The organism is Burkholderia sp. AU28863 (assembly GCF_002223195.1).
GTDB classification, from domain to species: Bacteria; Pseudomonadota; Gammaproteobacteria; order Burkholderiales; family Burkholderiaceae; genus Burkholderia; species Burkholderia sola.
Map to the genome: position 1 here is coordinate 877,987 of NZ_NKFE01000008.1, position 19,693 is coordinate 897,679.

The 19,693-nt window shown below is 68.2% G+C and carries 18 protein-coding genes; 14 read left to right on the forward strand and 4 right to left on the reverse strand.

The features are described from left to right. Window positions 1-239 precede the first annotated feature (239 nt). Both CFB81_RS33750 and proP read left to right on the forward strand, forming a co-directional pair. Window positions 240-1,268, forward strand: a complete 1,029-nt coding sequence (locus CFB81_RS33750) for a DNA topoisomerase IB (RefSeq protein ID WP_089438020.1) — start codon at window positions 240-242, stop codon at window positions 1,266-1,268. Between the two features lie 274 nt (window positions 1,269-1,542). Then, window positions 1,543-3,012, forward strand: coding sequence for a glycine betaine/L-proline transporter ProP (gene proP, locus CFB81_RS33755; RefSeq protein ID WP_069619850.1), 1,470 nt, complete (start codon window positions 1,543-1,545; stop codon window positions 3,010-3,012). A gap of 55 nt (window positions 3,013-3,067) precedes the next feature. Here the strand turns inward: proP and CFB81_RS33760 are convergent, their stop codons facing one another. The 4 genes from CFB81_RS33760 to CFB81_RS33775 all read right to left on the reverse strand — a co-directional run bounded on the left by CFB81_RS33760 (window position 3,068) and on the right by CFB81_RS33775 (window position 7,475). Then, window positions 3,068-3,892 carry an alpha/beta fold hydrolase gene (locus tag CFB81_RS33760; RefSeq protein WP_069619849.1) on the reverse strand — a complete coding sequence of 275 codons (825 nt, stop codon included), beginning with the start codon at window positions 3,890-3,892 and terminating at the stop codon, window positions 3,068-3,070. A gap of 147 nt (window positions 3,893-4,039) precedes the next feature. Further along, the gene (locus CFB81_RS33765) at window positions 4,040-5,029 is read right to left on the reverse strand and encodes a LysR substrate-binding domain-containing protein (RefSeq protein ID WP_069619848.1); all 990 of its coding nucleotides are present in this window, start codon (window positions 5,027-5,029) and stop codon (window positions 4,040-4,042) included. A 608-nt stretch (window positions 5,030-5,637) separates the two neighbouring features. Further along, complete coding sequence (locus CFB81_RS33770; RefSeq protein WP_069620104.1) at window positions 5,638-6,498, reverse strand: ferritin; 861 nt, start codon at window positions 6,496-6,498, stop codon at window positions 5,638-5,640. A 29-nt stretch (window positions 6,499-6,527) separates the two neighbouring features. Next, entirely contained in the window at window positions 6,528-7,475 is a 948-nt protein-coding gene (locus tag CFB81_RS33775; RefSeq protein WP_089438021.1) for a fatty acid desaturase, read from the reverse strand. Window positions 7,476-7,902: 427 nt separating this feature from the next. On the opposite strand from CFB81_RS33775, the gene CFB81_RS33785 reads away from it, so the two are divergent. The 12 genes from CFB81_RS33785 to CFB81_RS33840 are packed head-to-tail and all read left to right on the forward strand — an operon-like array spanning window position 7,903 to window position 19,684. Beyond that, window positions 7,903-9,666: a fatty acyl-AMP ligase gene (locus CFB81_RS33785; protein WP_256976422.1), complete on the forward strand. Its 1,764-nt coding sequence runs from the start codon at window positions 7,903-7,905 to the stop codon at window positions 9,664-9,666. Continuing rightward, entirely contained in the window at window positions 9,663-10,373 is a 711-nt protein-coding gene (locus tag CFB81_RS33790; RefSeq protein WP_089438023.1) for an ABC transporter ATP-binding protein, read from the forward strand. Before CFB81_RS33785 ends, CFB81_RS33790 begins: the two co-directional genes overlap by 4 nt. Beyond that, window positions 10,345-11,562, forward strand: a complete 1,218-nt coding sequence (locus CFB81_RS33795; protein ID WP_069619844.1) for an ABC transporter permease — start codon at window positions 10,345-10,347, stop codon at window positions 11,560-11,562. Before CFB81_RS33790 ends, CFB81_RS33795 begins: the two co-directional genes overlap by 29 nt. Next, window positions 11,559-12,302, forward strand: a complete 744-nt coding sequence (locus CFB81_RS33800; RefSeq protein WP_089438024.1) for an outer membrane lipoprotein-sorting protein — start codon at window positions 11,559-11,561, stop codon at window positions 12,300-12,302. Before CFB81_RS33795 ends, CFB81_RS33800 begins: the two co-directional genes overlap by 4 nt. Next, window positions 12,292-13,620 carry a hypothetical protein gene (locus tag CFB81_RS33805; RefSeq protein WP_089438025.1) on the forward strand — a complete coding sequence of 443 codons (1,329 nt, stop codon included), beginning with the start codon at window positions 12,292-12,294 and terminating at the stop codon, window positions 13,618-13,620. The genes CFB81_RS33800 and CFB81_RS33805 overlap by 11 nt, the downstream gene beginning before the upstream one ends. 13 nt (window positions 13,621-13,633) lie before the next feature. After that, complete coding sequence (locus CFB81_RS33810) at window positions 13,634-14,719, forward strand: hypothetical protein (protein WP_089438026.1); 1,086 nt, start codon at window positions 13,634-13,636, stop codon at window positions 14,717-14,719. A 58-nt stretch (window positions 14,720-14,777) separates the two neighbouring features. Beyond that, window positions 14,778-15,032: an acyl carrier protein gene (locus CFB81_RS33815; RefSeq protein WP_006481176.1), complete on the forward strand. Its 255-nt coding sequence runs from the start codon at window positions 14,778-14,780 to the stop codon at window positions 15,030-15,032. Window positions 15,033-15,039: 7 nt separating this feature from the next. Further along, a complete protein-coding gene (locus CFB81_RS33820) occupies window positions 15,040-15,915 on the forward strand; it encodes a hypothetical protein (RefSeq protein ID WP_089438027.1) in 876 nt (291 codons plus the stop codon). A gap of 1 nt (window position 15,916) precedes the next feature. Next, window positions 15,917-16,543 (forward strand): hypothetical protein, encoded by a 627-nt coding sequence (locus CFB81_RS33825; protein WP_089438028.1) that lies wholly within the window; start codon window positions 15,917-15,919, stop codon window positions 16,541-16,543. Window position 16,544: 1 nt separating this feature from the next. Further along, entirely contained in the window at window positions 16,545-17,528 is a 984-nt protein-coding gene (locus CFB81_RS33830; protein WP_059579151.1) for a ferritin-like domain-containing protein, read from the forward strand. Window position 17,529: 1 nt separating this feature from the next. Then, the gene (locus CFB81_RS33835; protein ID WP_089438029.1) at window positions 17,530-18,519 is read left to right on the forward strand and encodes a 3-oxoacyl-ACP synthase; all 990 of its coding nucleotides are present in this window, start codon (window positions 17,530-17,532) and stop codon (window positions 18,517-18,519) included. Continuing rightward, window positions 18,509-19,684 (forward strand): PLP-dependent decarboxylase, encoded by a 1,176-nt coding sequence (locus tag CFB81_RS33840; protein ID WP_089438030.1) that lies wholly within the window; start codon window positions 18,509-18,511, stop codon window positions 19,682-19,684. The genes CFB81_RS33835 and CFB81_RS33840 overlap by 11 nt, the downstream gene beginning before the upstream one ends. The last annotated feature ends 9 nt before the right edge of the window (window positions 19,685-19,693 follow it).

A 19,693-nucleotide genomic window follows, 5' to 3' on the forward strand; every position in this document is an offset into this window, starting at 1 on the left:
TCCGATAACCTTCCAATGAAATATTGGATTGGGGCGATGCCGGAATCGGCATGCGTATAAACACCTAAGCATGCGAGCAAGGCCGGGCGGCGCGGCGCACGGTTCTTGCTCCCTGGCAATGGCTGTTCGCACCCCATGTCACACGCCCGCCCTTCACGCGAACCCAAGGAGACAAGCATGATCGCTGCCCGTGAGCGCGGGTCGCCGCGCACCGCCGCCGCCGGCCGGCGCGTCGCGACATGAAGCGGCCCGCTTCGAGCGCCGTCGTGGCGCTGCGCCATGTCGACGACCGCCAGCCCGGCTACACGCGCCGCCGGCTGCGCAACGGCTTCGCGTACTACGGGCCGGACGGCGCGCGGCTGCGCGATGCCGACGAAATCGCTCGCATCGACGCGCTGGCGATTCCCCCCGCGTACACCGACGTGTGGATCTGCATGGACCCGCGCGGTCATCTGCAGGCGACGGGTCGCGACGCGCGCGGCCGCAAGCAGTATCGCTATCATCCGCAGTGGCGCGAAACCCGCGACGCGAACAAGTACGCGCGGATGGCCGCGTTCGCGCGGGCGCTGCCGCGCATCCGCGCACGCGTCACGCGCGATCTGGCGCTGCCGGGCATGCCGCGCGACAAGGTCGTCGCGACGATCGTCCGCTTGCTCGATACGACGCTCGCGCGGATCGGCAACGCGGAATATGCGCGCGAAAACGGCTCGTACGGGCTGACGACGCTGCGCAAGCGCCATTTGAAGATCCAGCCCGGCCAGGTGCGGCTGCGCTTCGCCGGCAAGAGCGGAATCGAGCACGACGTGACGGTCGACGACGCGCGGGTCGCACGGATCGTGCGACGCTGCGCGGAGCTGCCCGGGCACGAGTTGTTCCAGTATGTGGACGACGACGGCGTACGCCATCCGGTCGGGTCGTCCGACGTGAACGACTACCTGCGCGAGGCCGGCGGCGCCGATTTCACCGCGAAGGATTACCGGACCTGGGCCGGCAGCGTGCACGCGCTCGGTTTGCTGCGGCGCATCGAGCATCGCGGCGTCACGCACGCGCGCAAGCAGATCGTCGAGACCGTGCGCGCGGTGGCCGACCTGCTGCGCAATACGCCGGCCGTGTGCCGGCGCTGCTACATCCATCCGGCCGTGCTCGACGCGTTCGAGGCGGGCACGCTCGCCGCGCTCGCGGTGCGGCGCACGCCGCGCGGCCTGCGCGCGGATGAAGCGGCGTTCGTCGCGTTGCTGGTATCCGCGAGCCGGCGCGCGGCCAGATGACCGTGCACGCCGCGCGTCCGCCCGCCGGGGCGAAATCGGCACCGCTTCCCCGCGTGTCGTTTACCACCGGGTTCCGGGCGCATGACCGATAGCCGCTCGCGCCCGTTTCTCTAAACTGGTTCGCACAACACACCTGCCCGGTGCTGTCCGCCGCGCGCGTCACGCCACCGGCATCGAGGCATCCCCGAGCTATCCGCCTTCGCTGTCCGCCGGCCCGCACGCCCCCGCTGCATTCCCGCCGGTCGCGCCGCCAAGGCCATTCCAGGAGAGATCATTGAGTTCGTCGCAAGCGCACCCCGCGAAAGCCCGGTCTTCGCGCCAGTCCGTCAAGCTGGATGACATCACGATCGTCGACCCTGCCGTCCTCAAGCGCGCGGTCGGCGCGATGGCGTTCGGCAACGCGATGGAATGGTTCGACTTCGGCGTCTACAGCTATATCGCCGTCACGCTCGGCAAGGTGTTCTTCCCGTCCAGCAGCCCGTCCGCGCAGTTGCTCGCGACCTTCGGCACGTTCGCGGCCGCGTTCCTCGTGCGCCCGCTCGGCGGCATGGTGTTCGGCCCGCTTGGCGACCGCATCGGCCGCCAGCGCGTACTCGCCGCGACGATGATCATGATGGCCGTCGGCACCTTCGCGATCGGGCTGATCCCGAGCTACGCGTCGATCGGCATCATGGCCCCGATCCTGCTGCTCGTCGCGCGCCTCGTGCAGGGCTTTTCGACCGGCGGCGAATACGGCGGCGCGGCGACCTTCATCGCCGAGTTCTCGACCGACAAGCGCCGCGGCTTCATGGGCAGCTTCCTCGAATTCGGCACGCTGATCGGCTATACGCTCGGCGCGGCCACGGTCGCGCTGCTGACGGCCACGCTGTCGCAGGAAGCGCTGCTGTCATGGGGCTGGCGCGTGCCGTTCTTCATCGCCGGCCCGCTCGGCCTCGTCGGCCTCTACGTGCGGCTCAAGCTCGAGGAAACGCCGGCCTTCCAGAAGGAAGCCGAAGCACGCGAAGCGGACGAGCGCGCGCGGCCGAAGCAGCGCTTCGCGACGCTGCTCGTCGAACAGTGGAAGCCGCTGCTGCAGTGCGTCGGCCTCGTGCTGATCTTCAACGTGACCGACTACATGGCGCTGTCGTACCTGCCGAGCTACCTGTCGGCGACGCTGCACGTGCGCGAATCCCAGGGCCTCTTCATGGTGCTGCTCGTGATGGTGCTGATGATGCCGATGACGCTGTACGCCGGCCGCCTGTCCGACAAGGTCGGCCGCAAGCCGGTGATGATGGCCGGCTGCGTGGGCCTGCTCGTGCTGTCGGTGCCCGCGTTGATGCTGATCCGCACCGGCGGCATGTTGCCGATCTTCGGCGGGATGCTGATCTACGGCATCCTGCTGTCGACGTTCACGGGCGTGATGCCGTCGGCGCTGCCCGCCCTCTTCCCCACGCGGATCCGCTACGGCGCGCTCGCGATCGGCTTCAACGTGTCGGTGTCGCTGTTCGGCGGCACGACGCCGCTCGTCACCGCGTGGCTGGTCGATCGCACCGGCGATCTGATGATGCCCGCGTACTACCTGATGGGCGCGTCGTTCATCGGCATCGTATCGGTGCTCGCGCTGCGCGAGACCGCGCGCCAGCCGCTGCCGGGCTCCGGGCCGTGCGTCGCGAGCCGCGCGGAAGCGCTGAGCCTCGTGCGCGGCGGCGCCGACGAAGCACCGGTGCGCAACCGCAAGTTCACGGCGGTCAGCGAGCGCGCGTAACGCGGGCCGGTGCGACGCCGCGCGGCTTGCGCGGGCGCCGCCACTCGCGCGATCGTCAGTTCGACGGCAGTTGCTGCGCGTCGAACCAGTCGAGCAGCGTGCGCGTGACGAACGCGGGATTTTCCAGGTTCGAGATATGGCCGGCGTCGGGCACCAGCGCATGCGCGCAACCGATCACGCTCGCCATCTTCACGGTTTCCGACGGCGGACGCGCCATGTCGCCCGCGCCGCACATCAGCAGCGTGCGTGCGGCATCGAGTTCGGCGAGTGTCGCGAGCGTATCGGGCCGGCCGAAGATCAGCCGGCCGAGCGGCGCGATCGATTGCCGCAGCCGGTCGGCCGGCAGGTTCGCGAGCGCATCGCGAAACGCCGTCGGCACCGGGTCGTCGAGATTGACGTCCGGCCGGAAGAACAGCGGCACGATCGCGTCGAGCAGCGGCGGCGCGATGCGGCCCGCGGCCTCGATCGCGTCGAGCATCGCGAAGTAGCGGATGCGCGTCGCATCGGGTTCGGCCTCGAGCGACGCATCCATGATCACGAGCGAGCGCACGCGCTGCGGCTCGCGCAACGCGAGCCGCGCGCCCCACATGCCACCGACGCTGAGTCCGACGATCGCGCACTGTTCGATCTCCAGCGCGTCGAGCAGCGCGCTCGCGTGCGCGGCGAGATCGTCGAGCGTGTGCGTGCCGTCCGGCAGCGCGCCCGATTCGCCATGCCCCCAAAGATCCGGCACGATCACGCGATACCGGCGCGACAGTGCGTCGATTTGCGGCGCCCACATCGTCGCGTCCCATAGATAACTGTGCCCGAGCAGCACCGGAAAACCGGCGCCGTGATCGAGGTAGTGCAGGGTACTGCCGTGAATGCTGTGTGCGGGCATGCTGTCTCCGGATGTGAGGACGCGGCGGGGGCCCGGAAACGGGCGCCGCGGTCGGCGGCGTTCTGCAACGAACGCGAAGCGGCGCATCATCGCACAGGTTGCAGTTGCTGCGCATGACGCCGCGCACGGCGCATGCGCCGCGCCGCGCTATCCGACGCGATACATCGGCAGCACGTTGCTGCCGCCGATGCCCGGCTCCGCCTCGAGCGAATGACACGCTTGTTCGAGCAGCCAGTTGGTCAGCACCGCAATATCGAATTCGTTGCACGCATCGGGGTTCTGCACCAGCACGTAGCTGCCCGATGCAACGGTGCAGTACGGGAACAGCTCGACGAGCCGCCCCTGCTTCAGCAGCCCGTCGACCAGCGGCCGCCTGCCGATCGCGATACCGTGGCCGTCGACCGCGGCCTGGACCAGTTGATCGTACTGGCTGAAGTGCAGCGCGCCGGCCGGCCGCAGTCGCGGCACGCCGAGTTCCTTCAGCAAATGGCTCCAGCCGTGCCACGGCCATTCGCCGCGCGGGTCGTCGAGGTGCAGCAGCACGTGCTTGTCGAGGTCGGCCGGCTTCATCGACGCGGCGTCGCCCGCCGCCACCAGGCTCGGGCTGCACACCGCGACGACACGCTCGCGAAACAGCACGTCCGTATCGTCGGTCGACGTATACGGGCCTGCATAGCGCACGGCCAGGTGCAAACGTTTGCGTTTGAGATCTTCGATTTCGCTCGTGGCCGACACGCGCACGTCGATGTCCGGATAACTCGCGCGGAACGAACCGAGGCGTGGAATCAGCCACAGCGCGGCGAACGAGACGGTGGTCGACAACGAGATGGCGCGCTGGCCGACACTCGACGACAGCTTGCCGACCACCGACTCCAGGTCGGACAACGCGAACGAGATCGCGTCGTACAGTTCTCGCCCCTTGTCGGTCAGCGTCAACGAACGAATGTGCCGATGGAACAGCTCGATCCGGAGCTGCTCTTCGAGCGCCTTGACCTGCCGACTCACGGCCGATTGCGTGACGTTCAGTTCCTGCCCCGCCCGCGTGAAGCTCAAATGGCGCGCCGCGCATTCGAAGCCTCTCAGGAAATCCAGCGAAGGCAGACTTCTCAATCGCTTTGCCAATCTCACATTAGCCATACCGCCGCCTCAAAGTTGCACCCATCGACACACAAGTCGCCGTTCGTCTCCGTGAATCGTCTCTCCCATTTGGATTCGGAAACGATTTTATATTGAAGCATGGATGCACATCATTCTTATTTTCAATCGTGACATCTGTATTTATCTATCGATTTTCATCGCATCGATATGCTTACATAAACATTATTCGGTAGTGATTTTGTAAATTAATGGGCGAACGAATCCAGCACCGCCAAGACAGTCGATAAATCCCCGCAAAAACATGGAATTACCGCCAAAGCACGACGCTATCGCACCGGTTGCGCCGTAGAAGCAGGTGTAACATCCGATTCCTACAATTCAATTTCAACTACCCGACTTTTAATTCTATTTCCCGGATTGCGAAAGGCAAACGGTCAGCAACATACACGGAAAATGCCGTTTAAATCCCGAATCCGGTGTTTACATGAATTTACTAAACGGATGAAATTCAAAGCCGCCATGCAATTTCAAGCAACTGATGCGCCGATTATGTCCGGAAATGATTAATTCGTCGGTCGGCGTGCATGGCGTTCGCATATCGGCCGGATTCCGCCCTGCGCAACGCGACAACTGGGCGCGTCGATCCGCTACGGGCGACCCACCGCGGCATTCGTCCGCGCGGCCACTTCGCGACGATAGCGGTTCAGTTCCTGCGCGGTCGCGAACGTGCGCTCGAACAGGATCGACAGGTTGTGCAGGATCCGCTCGACGACCTTCTTCTCCCACTCGCCGTCGAAACGGATCTGCTCGTCGAGCCAGCGCTCGAGCCATTCCGGATCCGGCAGGCGCGACTGCACGGTGTCGCGCGGGAACAGCGCCTGGTTCACGTGCAGATTGGTCGGGTGCAGCGGCTTCTCGGTGCGACGCGCCGACGCCATCAGCACGCCGATCTTCGCGAATGCGGCACGGGCGACGTCGCCGTGGTCGTTCAGCGCCTTCTTCATATAGCGCAGGTAGGCGCCACCATGACGCGCTTCGTCGCGCGAAATCGTTTCGTAGATCTGCTTGATGACGGGCTCGGTGTGCCAGTCGGCCGCGCAGCGGTACCAGTGGTTCAGGCGGATCTCGCCGCAGAAGTGCAGCATCAGCGTCTCGAGCGGCGGCGCCGGATCGAACTCGAAACGCACGGCGTGCAGTTCCGCTTCGGTCGGCACCCTCCGCGGCCTGAAGCGGCGCAGGTATTCCATCAGCACGAGCGAATGCTTCTGTTCCTCGAAGAACCACACGCTCATGAACGCGGAAAAATCGCTGTCGTGCCGGTTGTCGCGCAGGAACATCTCCGTCGCGGGCAGCGCCGACCATTCGGTGATCGCGTTCATCCTGATCGTCTCGGCCTGCTCGTCGGTGAGCAACGCGGCATCGAACCGGTTCCACGGAATGTCCTGCTCCATGTTCCAGCGAACCGCTTCGAGCGATCTGAAAAGTTCCGGATAGAGCATCGTCGTCACCGTCATTGCAACGCATTCGGCACCGGCGGTCACGCCGATTGCGTGGACGCCGGCGCAGCCGCTTCGGCCTCCGGCTCGCGATCGTCCCGATCGTCGTCCACCGAGCGCGGCGTCAGCCGGCCGCGCAGCAACGCGTAATAGAACTGCCGATACGTGCGGTGGTAATAGCGGATGCGCGGCGCGATCGCGCCATGCAGATCGTGCAATCGCTCGATCGGCAGGTTCGGCATCATGTGGTGCTCGACGTGATAGTTGTTGCCGTTCGTGAACCATGTCATGAACGCGTTGCTCTCGATCGTCCGCGTATTGCGGAACGGATCGGTGCTCGTCAGGTCACAGCGGTAGTGCTCGGGCATCTCGACCAGCGCATGCACGGGCGCCGCGACGCACACGAGCGGCACGACCCACACCCAGACGACGCACCACGTGTGCAGCGCGAACGACAGCGCGGCCAGCAGCGCGATCGTCGCCGCCATCAGCAGGTAGTCGCGGCGGATCGCACGCGACACGAGCGCGTTGTCGCCGAAGCGCGCGCCCGGCACGACGAGCTTCGCGACGTTCTTCGCGAACTGGATATAGTGCGCGGCCATCGACAGCCGCCACGCCCACAGCCCGACATTGACGACGGGGCGTGCGCCGTACTGGTCGCCGTAGTCGAAGAACTCCTTGTTCGCCGGCGTGCCGAGCAGCCGGTGATGGCGCAGGTGGCTGTCCTGGTAGGCGTGGAACGACACGAGCATCGGCATGCCGAGCAGCACGCCGAACACCATATTCAGGCGCTTGCTGCGGAACCCCTGGTAATGCAGCGCCTGGTGCTGCAGCTCGACGCCGTGCGCATACATCGCACCGATCATCAGGATGCCGACGATCTTCAGGATCACGAGCGCCGACAGCGCGAACATCATCCCGTGCGCGATGAGCGCGACGTACACCGCCAGCTTCAGCGAGAAGACCACGCCGCTCGGGCGGCTCTTCATGTCTGCAACCGATTTCGTGCGGGCGACCAGCGATGAGGTGACGGACAAGACGCTCTCCTTGAGCCGGGCCCTGCCCGGCACGATGACGCGGCGGCGCTGGCGCGCTGCCGGGATGCAATTCTTCTGTGAGTCGATGCTTCGGACAAACGAATTTTCCGAACGCATTGCATGACGCCTGCGCATGAGCGCACCACATCGTGAACTAGACGACCGGTCGAATGAGATAGACCAGTCACCTGGCGCGTGCTCACGGTTCACGCTGATCACGAACTTGCACTGGCCCGAGTGGATGCGCTCCGCTCATGCATAGCCTGCATAGATTCCGTTTGTCGCGGCGGATCGATCCGGCAAGAATCCACCTCACTCGACGAACGGCGCCGCCGGCACCGTGGCGCGAGCGGCCGTGTTCCGCAACGGGAGAATCCTCGTGACGAAGTACGCATCGACCATTCATCGCCTGATCGAATCGCTCGAGGACGTGGCGGGCGCCACGCATCGCATGACGTTCGTCGACGACGCGGGCAACGAAGCCGCCATCACGTACCGACGCTTCGCGGAAGAGGTGTTTCGCCAGGCCGGCGCGCTGCGCGAGCTCGGTGTGCGCGAGAACGATCTGGTGATGCTTGCGCTCCCCGCGTCGGTCGAACATGCGACCGCGATGATGGCCTGCGTGATGACGGGTGCGCTGCCCTGCACCGTGCCCGTTCCTGCACGGCGCGCAGCGGCCGGACGGCAGGTGGTCGACGTCGCGTGCGAGCTGTACCGGCCGCGCATCGTCGTCGCCGCCGATGCGGAGGCTGCGGCCTGGCGCGACGACGCGTTTCCGGCGGCCTCCACGCGCGTGGCCGATCTCGCGACGCTGTCGAGCGCCGCCGACGCCGGCGCGCGCGCGCTGATCAGCGCGAAGAGCGGCCACGATCCGCATCATGTCCAGCTTACGTCCGGTTCGACGTCGCATCCGAAGGCTGCGGTGCTCAGCCACGAGAACGTGATCGCCAACGTGCTCGGCATCGGCGGCTCGGTGCGCTTCGATATCGCGGCCGGCGACGGCACCGCGTCATGGCTGCCGCTCTATCACGACATGGGCCTGCTCACGCTGCTGTCGAACCTGCATTACCGCGCGCCGCTATTGATGATGCAGCCGAACAGCTTCATCCGGAATCCGCTCGGCTGGTTGAAGCGCATCGCATCGGCGCGCGCGACGACGACGTCGGTGCCGACCTTCGCGCTGCGCTACTGCGTGCGCCGCTTCAACGCCGCCGCGATGGACGGCGTCGATCTGTCCGCGTGCCGCAACATCTTCATCGGCGGCGAACGCGTGGACGACGCGACGCTGCGCGATTTCGCCGCGACATTCGCGCCGTACGGCCTGGCGGCATCGGCGCTGCAGCCGTGCTACGGGATGGCCGAATCGACACTCGCGGTATCGATGCATCGCGCGTGGCACGAAGGCGCGGTCGACGGCGCGCCGTACGTGATCGCCGACACGCTCGACCGGCGCGCGCTGATCGAGCGCCGCGACGCGCAGCCGGCCGCCGCGAACGACGGCCGCGATACGGAAACCGAAACGGTGCTCGCGATGGGCACGCCAATCGACGGGATGGCGTTCCGCATCCTCGACGACGGCGACCACGCGCTGCCGAACCGCGCGGTCGGCGAAGTCGCGATCCGCGGCACGTCGGTGATGCTCGGCTACCTGAACCCCGACGACGGCACGATCGCCGCGCCGCTGACGGCCGACGGCTGGTTCCGCACCGGCGACATCGGCTACGTCGCGGACGGCCAGCTGCATATCCTCGGCCGCAAGAAGGAAGTCATCATCATTCGCGGCAGCAACTATTTTCCGCACGAGATCGAGGAAGCGCTGGCGTCGCACAGCGCGCTGCGCAAGAGCACGTGCATCGCATTCGGGCTGCCCGATCCCGAAACCGGCACCGAGCGGCTGGTCGTCGCGATCGAGGCGCGGCCCGTCGACGCGACGCCGCAAACGCGCACCGAGTGCCAGCAGTTGCTCGCGTCGCGCATCGGCTTCGCCGCGCAGGATCTGTGTTTCGTCGAACCCGGCTCGCTGCCGCGCACGACGAGCGGCAAGCTGCAACGCCTGAAGTGTCGCGATCTCTATGCGAACGGCGCGTTGCCGGTGATTCCCGCGCCGGCCGCCGTCGAAGCCGGCCACGGAGCATTCGCATGACGGCCGCGTCGCTGGCCCCCGTGCTCGAGCTGCGCGACGTCACGCGCGTATACGAAGGCGCGGGCAGCGTCGTCGCGGTGCGCGACGCGACGATCTCGATCGGGCGGCGCGACGTCGTCGCGCTCGTCGGTCCGTCGGGCAGCGGCAAAAGCACGCTGCTCAACCTCGCCGGCTTTCTCGACGTGCCGACGAGCGGCGAACGCTGGCTCGAAGGCCACCGCATCGACGACGCGCCGGACACGCTCGAACGGATTCGCCGCGAACGCATCGGTTTCGTGTTCCAGCAATTCAACCTGATACCCGTGATGTCCGCGCTCGAGAACGTCGAGCTCGGCTGCTTCGCGTGGGGCACGCCGCGCACGCGGCGCGAACGCGCCCGCGCGATGCTCGACGCGGTGGGGCTCGCCGCGCGCGAACGGCACCGCCCCGGCGAGCTGTCCGGCGGCGAACAGCAGCGCGTCGCGCTGGCCCGCGCGCTCGCCAAGGAGCCGGCGATCGTGATCGCGGACGAGCCGACCGCGAGCCTCGACAGCATCAATGCGCGGGCGGTCGCCGAGTTGATCCTCGACACCAACCGCACGCTGGGCACCGCCTTTCTGATTGCGTCGCACGACGATCGTCTGTGCGCGCACCTGCCGCGTCGCATCGAGATGCGCGACGGCGTACCGGGAGTGAATCGTGAACTGGTCGACGTTTGCGTGGCGTAACCTCTGGCGCAACCGGCGCCGCACCGTGCTGACGATGGCGATGATCGGCGTCGCCGCGTTCGCGTCGAGCCTCGCGCTCGGCTACGTGATCGCGACGTTCGACGCGGTGCGCGAAGGGTCGATCGACAGCGGCGTCGGCCACGTACAGGTGCTGCATCACGGCTATCTCGACCTGATCGGCGAACGACCGCTGCAATACGGGCTGACCGCCGACGAACAGGCTGCCGCCACGCGGGCGATCGCAAAGCTGCCCGGCGTCGCAACCACCGCGCGCGGCATCGACTTCGACGGGCTCGTATCGAACGGCGATCTCAGCTACGGCTTCGTCGGCGAAGGGATCGAGCCGAATCGCGAGCCGCCCGGCTTCTTCGACTATCACACGGTACTGTCGGGCCGCTATCTGTCGCCGACGAACGCGGGGACCGAAGTCGTCGTCGGCGCCGAACTCGCGCGCAAGCTCGGCGTGCACGTCGGCTCGGTCGTGCAGTTGATGGCGTCGACCGCGCACGGCGGCATCAACGCGACCGACGCGCAGATCGTCGGCGTGATGAGCACCGGCAACAAGGACGTCGACGAACGGATCGTCGACGTGACGTTCACGGCCGCGCAGGCGCTGCTGCGCACCGACCGCGCGTCGCGCATCGCGGTGTTCCTCAAGGACACCGCCGGCACGACGGCCGCCGCCGCGACGCTGCGCGCCGCGCTGCCGACGCTCGACGTGCGGACCTGGGATCAGCTCGTGTCGCTCTATCACCAGGTCGTCGCGCTGTACAGGAACCAGTTCTCGGTGTTCGGCGCGATTCTCTGCGTGACGATCCTGCTGTCGATGAGCAACTGGATTTTGATGAGCATCGTCGAGCGGCGCCGCGAGATCTCGACGCTGCGCGCGCTCGGCGTGCCGGCCGCGACGGTGCGCGGCGTGCTGGTCCAGGAAACCGCGCTGCTCGGCCTGCTCGGCGCGGCCGCCGGCATCGCGCTCGCGCTGCTGACGATGGTCGCGCTCAATCACGCGCAGATCCACCTGCCCGCACCGCCCGGCCGCGTGAAGCCGATCCTGCTCGAATTCACCGTGTCGCCCGTCGCCGTGGCCGCCGTCGAAGCCGCGTTCGTCGTGCTCGGCGTGGCCGCGGCGCTGCTCGCGACGCTCGGGCTCGCGAAACGCAACATCCTCGAAGGACTCGCCCCATGAACCGCATTCGCCTTACGTTCGCCGCGTTCGTCGCGTGCGCGTCGCTCGCCGCGCACGCGGCCGACGCGCCGACGGCCCAGACCATGCTCGCCCGTGCCGACGCATACCGCAGCACGGCCGCCGATACGCAGACGAACATCCGGATCACCAACGAGGTCGGCGGACAGTCCGGCGACGCGACGCGCTATCTCGTCTACACGCGCGGCAACGGCGACACGCTCGCGCTGACGCGCAGCGGCGAGAACGACGGCCAGAAGTACCTCGCGACGACGCGCGGGCATTGGTTCTACGTGCCGAACACGCGCAGCGCGGTGCGCATCAACGGAATGCAGCGGCTTCAGGGCGAAGTCGTGATCAGCGACATCACGCGCACGCATTGGGCGGACAGCTATCGCGCGACGGTCGCGCCGGGCACCACGCCGATCGCCGGCAAGCCGGCCACCGAGCTCGACCTGACCGCGACCGATCCCGACAACGTGTACCCGACGATCAAGCTGTGGGTCACGCCCGATACCGACGTGCCGGTGCGCGCGCAGTTCTTCCTGGCGAGCGGCCTGCTGTTTCGCAGCGCCGACTTCTCGGCGCCGGTCGACGCGAACGGCCGCAAGGTGATCCGCAAGATCACGTATCGCAACGAGGTCGAGAAGCAGCGGGCGAGCGTCGTCGACATCCTCGACGGCCAGCCGCGCAAGATTCCGTCGGGCTGGTTCAATCCCGACACGCTCGCCGATGGCCAGTGAGTACGACGCCGATGCCGACGCTCATCGTGACCTCCGCCGTTCATCGCCCGATCGCGCCCGCCGCGGCTGGCCCGGTGTCGCGCTCGCCATCCCGCTCGCGCTCGGCTGCACGCTCGCGCACGGAGAATCGCTGATGGATCAGCTCGGCACGCTCAACGGTATCGGCTACGCGCGCTCCATCGACAGCATGGACGGCCGCGCGCTGCTCGGCCGCCTGATCGGCGACTCGCCGCGCAATCAGCAGGAAGCCGGGCTGCTAGCACGCATCGACGGCGAGAACCTGTTCGTCAACGCGCGCGTCGTCGCCAGCAACCATTCGCTCGGCGCGCAGGCGAGCCGCTTCAACGAGGCCGGCGTGCGCTACGCGTTCGACAACGGCATCACGCTGACGGCCGGCAAGCGGATCGACACGCTCGACACGTCGCAGGCGTTCTTTCCGCTCGGCTTCTTCCAGAAACGCGCGGCGACGGCCGACATCTACGATCGCTACGGTGACGTCGAAGGCACGCCGCTCGTCGAAGCGAAATGGGCCGGCGAACAGACCACGCTGCAGTTCATCGCCGGCGAGAACCGCACGCTGCGCAACGACGTCGACAACCGCGACGTCGAAGGCGCGACGCAACTCGTGCGCGGCGCGTACAACGGGTCGGGCGGCTCGGCCGCGCTGCTCGCGGGCCGTCACGCGGGCCGCGGCGGCGCGGGCGCGACGCTGTCGTTCGACGTCGCGCGCTCGAACACCGTCTACGCGAGCGCATGGCTCGAACGCGGCACGACGCGGCCGCTGCCCGCCTTCATCGCGAACGGCACGCCGCTCGATTCGGCGGCCGCGTACGACGCCGTCGATCGCCGCAACGATCGCCAGTACATGTGGCGCAGCGCGCTCGGCATGCAAAGCGCCCTGCCCGGCAACCTGTCGCTGATCGTCGAGTGGTCGCACGACGAAGCGCGTTACGACGCGAGCCAGTGGCGCCGGATGGTCGGCGCGGCGCAGGCGAACAACGCGCTGCTGCCCGTCGCGCCCGGCGCCGCGCTGGCCGGCCTCGGCGGCACGGCCAACTTCGTGAGCGTCGACGGCAACCTGCGCGACTACCTGTTCGCGCGGCTCGGCAAGAAGGTCGGCCGCGTCGAGTATTCGCTGCGCGGCGTCTATTCGCCGCAGGACAAGGGCCTGCTCGCGATCGCGCAGGTCGTCGCCGACGTGAACACACGCGTGAGCGTCGATGTCGCGCTTACCCACGCTTTCTCCGACAGCCAGTCCGAGTACCGGATGGTCGGCCTCGGCACCCGCATCGACGCCGCCGTGCGCGTGCGTTTCTGACAGGAACCCTGCCATGTCCACGCTTTCCGCTCCCGCCCCGATCGCACCGCCGCTGCTGCTGCGCGTGGCCGACCAGGCCGCGTATCCGGTACTGCGCCACCTCGACGCGATCGGTACGCCGCCGCGCGCGGCGGCCCGGCTCGTCGAAGCCTCCGCCGTGCGGCTGCTCGACAGCGAGATGGTCATCGCGCTGCGCGCCGCCACGCCGGACGTGCTGCCCGACGCGTCCGCGTCGACGCCGCTGCGGCACGACGAAGCGCCGCTCACCGAAGCGCTGCTCGAGCAGATCGGCAGCGAAGGATTTCATTATCTGTTCAAGCCGTTCATGCGCGCGTTCATCCGCATCATGTTCGGTCTGTTCTTCTCCGACGACCAGAACCGCCGCGCATGCGATTGCATCGACGCCGGCCACAACTTCGCGTTCCTGATGAGCGACGGCGGCGGCCCGACGCTGGCCGCCTGGCGCACCGTCGTACGCAGCGACGACAACGGGCTCGCGCTCACGGTCGACAAGGTGTGGGGCATCGAGGCGCATCGCGACTGCATGGCCGTCGTCGCCGCGCGCTTGCCGGGTGTGATGTTTCCGGCTGCCTATCTCGTGTGGCCCGACGAGTACCGAAAACTGAAACGCACGACCTGCGGCGCGCCGTTTCTCGCGGGCAACCTGCAGCTCGCGAACGTCGGCGGCCAGGTGCGCGTCGCCGCCGAGGATCGGCTGCGAATCGGCGGCCCGACCGTCTTCAACAAATACCTGACCGTCGTGCGGCCGTACTTCGTCCGCGCGCTGATGGCGCACGTCGGCTGGCTCGAACGGGCCGGCCGCGTCGAGCTCGACGCCGATGCGCGCGCCGTGCACCGCTTCATCGCGGACGCCGCGCGCAGCCAGACCGACGACGCGCACTACAGCTTCGGCAAGGTGCAGCGCGTGCTCGCGATCAAGCTGCTGTCGAACGAGTTCCTGAGCGCGCTCGTGCGCGACGGCAAGGTGGCGCTATTCGACGACCAGCGCGACCTGCTGGCGTTTTCGAAGATGGAAGGCAGTTCGTACCGTTGTTATCACGAGCTTCGCAAGAGCCTGCGCTGCGAAGCCGGCAGTTGATCCACGCGACAGGCCGATCGATCCCGATCCATTCAACCCAACTCCAGGAGCTCCCCTCATGACGACCCAGAACGTTCCGGCCGACGCGCTCGACATCCTGTCCCGCGAAGTCGCGAAGATCCTCAACGTCGAAACCGTCGACACGGACGCCGGCATCGGCGAACTCGGCATCGATTCGCTGAACATCGTCGAGCTGATCGTGTTCTGCGAACAGCTTTACGGTTCGATCGATCCGGAAGCGTTGAACATCACGCAGTACACGACGCTGCAGCAGCTCGACGCGCAACTGCGCAGCCAGCAGCACGCGGCCTGATACGGCGATGCTCGCGCCCCTTGCCCCCGTGGCGGCCGCCGCCGTCGAGCCGGCCCCGGCGACTGCGCTGACCGTGCAGGCGCTCGCGTACCGGCGCGTCGCGCCGTCGCGCGACGGCGTGGCCGTGCCGCTGGACGACACGGCGCACGCGATCGGCACGCTCGCGTGCGCCGAGCGCGAGCGGCTGTGCGGCGCGGTCGGCGCGGACGACTACGTGGTCAGCTCGACGATCCTGTCGATGCTGCTGATGAACGATTCGCCGCAGCATCGCGTGTTCGCGCAGGCGCTCGCCGGCGCCAACGACTACACGCCCGACTGGATGACCTGCTCGTACGAATGCGCGGGCTGGGGCTACGTGCTGCGGCGTACGCTCGCGACCGCGGCAGAAACCGGGCCGCGCACGCTGCTGCTGCAGATCGTCGACATCGACGTGCACGGCTATACGTACTGGCACGGCAATCCCGCATGGGGGCGCTCGGGCTTCGGCGTCTGCACGCTGCTCGTCGACGTCGGCCGCGAACCGGCGCAGTCGGTGATCGCCGACGCCGCGCCGCCGTCCAACGCGGTCGTGCGGCTCGGACGCGACATCCGCGCGTTCTGCGCGGCGCGCCCGGGCCTGCACGCGGCGCTGCCGTTCTTTCCGGCCACGTCGCGGCGCGCGCTGCTCGCGTCGGTCGGCAAGACGCCGCTGCTGCCGGACGGCCACGGCATGTTCGGTCATGCGTTCGGCAGCGACCCGTGGCTGTCGGTGCTGCTCGCGCACCGCGACGGCGACACGCCGCGCCGCGCGGCCGTCTGCTCGCTCGCGCTGAACGGCTATTACGCGATCGCCGATGTCGCGTTCGCGCCGGACGCGACGTTCTCTCTCGACGGCGACGCGTGACATGGTGCGACCCGTTCACTTCACCTACCGGATCGAGCGCGATGCGCGCCGGCCGGTCGCGGTCGCGGCCAGCGCGTACCGGATGCCGCTCGACACGCCAGCCGACTACGCACGCGCCGCGCTCGCGGAAGCGGCCGGCGATGCGTACGACGCGGGCAATGCGTACGACGCGGCCGGCGGCGAGCGCCGCGTGCTGCTCGACCACGTGCAGTATTTCGCATTCCTCGCGGAAATCACCGCGCGGATTCGCGATGCCGTGCACGCGGACGCCCGCCTGTTCATCGAAGTCTGCGCGCCGTATTTCGGCACGCTGCCGGCCGAACTGCTCGCGCCGCACGTGCTGCTCGGCGTGCACCTGTACGACGAAGCCTTGCGCGATGCCGCGCGCGGCGCGCCGGTCGTCTGGATCGGCGACCGCATCCTGCGCGACGCGGAATTCGCCGGCGACAACCGCGTGTGCTGCGCGATCTGGCCCGCGCGGCTCGCCGATGCGTTCGACGCGCAACTGCGCGGCGCGTGGCCGGCATTCGCGATCCGGCTCGAACCGCACCCGGGCGCGTCGCGCGCCGCCTCGTTCACCGATTCCGTCCATCATTCCGGCGCCGCCGCGCGGCCGGGGAGACCCTGAAATGAATGACACGCTTACCGTGATGCAGGACACGGCCGATATCCGCTGGTCGATGCCCGTCGACGCGCTGATGTCGAACGACTACGCGCTGCGCGAAGAGGCGCTGAACCGGCTGTACGAGAAGGCGAAAGCCGCGCAGTGGGACGTCGCGACCGACGTCGACTGGCGCCACGACCTCGACCCGGCGAACCCGCTCGGCATGCCCGACCCGACGCTGCTGATCTATGGCACCGAGCTGTGGGGCAAGCTCGCCGACGCCGACAAGCGCGAGGTGCGCCACCACGCGCAGGGCTGGCTGCTGTCGCAGATCCTGCACGGCGAGCAGGCCGCGCTGATCTGCGCATCGAAGCTCGCGTCGGCCGAAAGCGGCCTCAGCGCGCGGCTGTGCGCGGCCGCGCAGATGATGGACGAAGCGCGCCACGTCGAGGCATACGCGAAGCTCGTCAACGAGAAGCTCGACGTCAGCTACCCGATGAGCCGCTCGCTGAAGGGGCTGCTGCACGACACGATCACGAGCAGCGCGCTCGACATGACGAACCTCGGGATGCAGGTACTGGTCGAGGGCATCGCGCTGTCGATATTCCAGAGCGTCGTCGCGTACAGCACCGACCCGTTCATCAAGGACCTGTTCCTGCGGATCCAGCGCGACGAAGCGCGTCACTTCGCGGTCGGCCGCATCACGCTGTGCCGCGTGTACGCCGAGATGAGTTCGCACGAGCTGCGCGAGCGCGAGGAATTCATCTGCGAAGGCGCGGCCGTGCTGTACGAGCATCTGTGCGCGGACGACATCTGGGAACCGATGGGGCTGTCGAAGCGCGAATGCAGCGCGATGGTGCGCGAATCGCCGGTGTCGAGCTCGATCCGCCGCTCGATCTTCCGGCGCCTCGTGCCGACGATCCGCGAAATGGGCCTGCTCACGCCGACCGTGCAGGCGACCTTCGAAAAGCTCGACGTCCTCGACTACGCGGCGATGCCGCTCAACTGACATGACGAAGCCCTCCTCCCACGCGTCCCGCGACGCCGGCTTCTGGATCGGCGTCGACGCGGTGGCCTACGAACTGCCGGGCCCGCCGGTCGACATCGAGGCCTGGGCCGCCGAGCGCGACTACCCGGCGCAGCGCGCGGCCGCGATCGCGCAGTCGGGCAGCCGCTATTTCCACATGGCGCTCGACACGAGCGAGACCGATCTCGCGATCGCGGCGGTCGGCCGGCTGCTCGACACCGCGCGCGTGCATCCGGCCGACGTCGGCGCGATCGTGCACGTGCACACGCAGCAGTTCAGCGTGCCGCCCGCGCCGCGCAGCCTGCCGCACGAAGTGGCCGCGCGCTTCGGCATCGAGCCGCTGTGGCTCGGCTCCGTCGCGCAACTGAACTGCGTGTCGGTCGCGGCCGGCATCGAGACCGTGCGCGCGCTGATGCGCCGCCATCCGCAACTCGACGCGGCGCTCGTCGTGTCGTCCGACCGCGTGTACGGCGAGGATTACCGGATGCGGCAGATGACGGGCGTGCAGTGCGACGGCGCGGCCGCGATGCTGATCGCGCGCAACAGCACGAAGAACCGGCTCGGCGGCATCGCGATCGAGACGCATGCGAAATGGCATCGCGGGTCCGACACCGTCGCCGCGAACGAGGCCGATCTCATCATGATGGAGTGGCCGTACACGCGCCGTGCGATCGACGCGGCGGTCGCGCTCGAGCCGCATGCGCTCGACGCATACGACCTGCTGCTGCCGCACAACGCCGACCTGCCCGGCTGGAACGCGCTGTGCCGCGCGATGCGCGTGCCGGCCGAGCGGCTCTACGCGGACAACATCCATGCGCGCGGCCACGCGTGCTGTTCGGATTTCCCGATCAACCTGGCCGACGTCGGGCTCGATGCGGTCGCGCACGGCCGGCGCGTGCTCGGCGTGATGCAGTCGAACTGCGGCGCGTATGCGGCCGCCACGCTCCATCCGGTGAGCCGCCATGACGCCTGAGCGCCCGCTTCCGCCCGCCGCCGATCACGCATGGATCGCCGATCTGCGCACGCCGTGCTACGTGTACGAGCCCGAGGTCGCGATCGCCCGCTACCGGTCGCTGAAGACGCGGCTCGGCACGCGGCTGATCGTGTCGCTGAAGGCGAACCCGAACCAGGACATGCTCGCGCGCTGCGCGCATGCGTACGAGGACGGCGTCGAACTCGCGAGCCGCGGCGAACTCGATGCGGTGATCGGCCGGATCAAGACGCCGCGCTACCTGAACAATCCGTCGATGGACGAGATGTTCATGCGCGCGGGGCTCGCGTCGCGCTGCCATTTCGTGCTCGACAACCCGGACGCGGTCGCGCGTTTCGTGCCGCTCGCGCGCGAAGCGGCGGCCGGCGGCGGCACGCCGGCCGCCGTGCTGCTGCGCGTGAACGCCGGCGCGCTGGCTGGTGAGCAGGCGAGAGCGCTGTGGCACGACCACTTCGGGATGACGCCGAACGAGGCGCACGACGCGGTGCGCACGCTTGCGGGCGCCGGCTTGCCCGTCGCGGGGCTGCATGTGTTCTCCGGCCCGCATTCGTTCATCCGCCAGGACCCGGCGCAGCCGGACACGCTCGTGTTGCCCGAACTGCTCGCGGCGCTGGCCCGCGATCTCGCGCCGGCCAACGGTGCGCCGCTCGCGTCGCTGAGCCTCGGCGGCGGTTTCGCCGACGATCATCCGGGCGATGCCGCGTTCGAACGCTATGCCGCCGCGCTCGCGCCGCTCGCCGGCCAGTATTCGCTCGCCCACGAGTCCGGCCGTGCGATCTTCGCCGATGCGGGCGTGTTCGCGACGCGCGTCGTCGCGGTCAAGACGTGGCAGGACCGCACGATCGCGGTCTGCGACGGTGGACTGTCGCAGGCGTTCCTGCTCGCGCAGACCGAAACGATGATGCGCCGCCTGGCCGCGCCGTCGCTCGTGCGCCGCACGCCCGCGCCACCGCCCCGTGGCGTGCCGACGCTCTACGTCGGCAGCACCTGCAGCCGTGCGGACGTGATCGGCCGCGACGACACGGGCGCGCCGCCGCAGGTCGGCGACATCGCGGTGTTCGCGCGCTGCGGCGCGTATCACCGCACGTACTCGATGGCGCATTTCCTGTCCCACGAAGCCGCGCACGTGTACGTGCGGCCGGCCTGAACCCGAGGA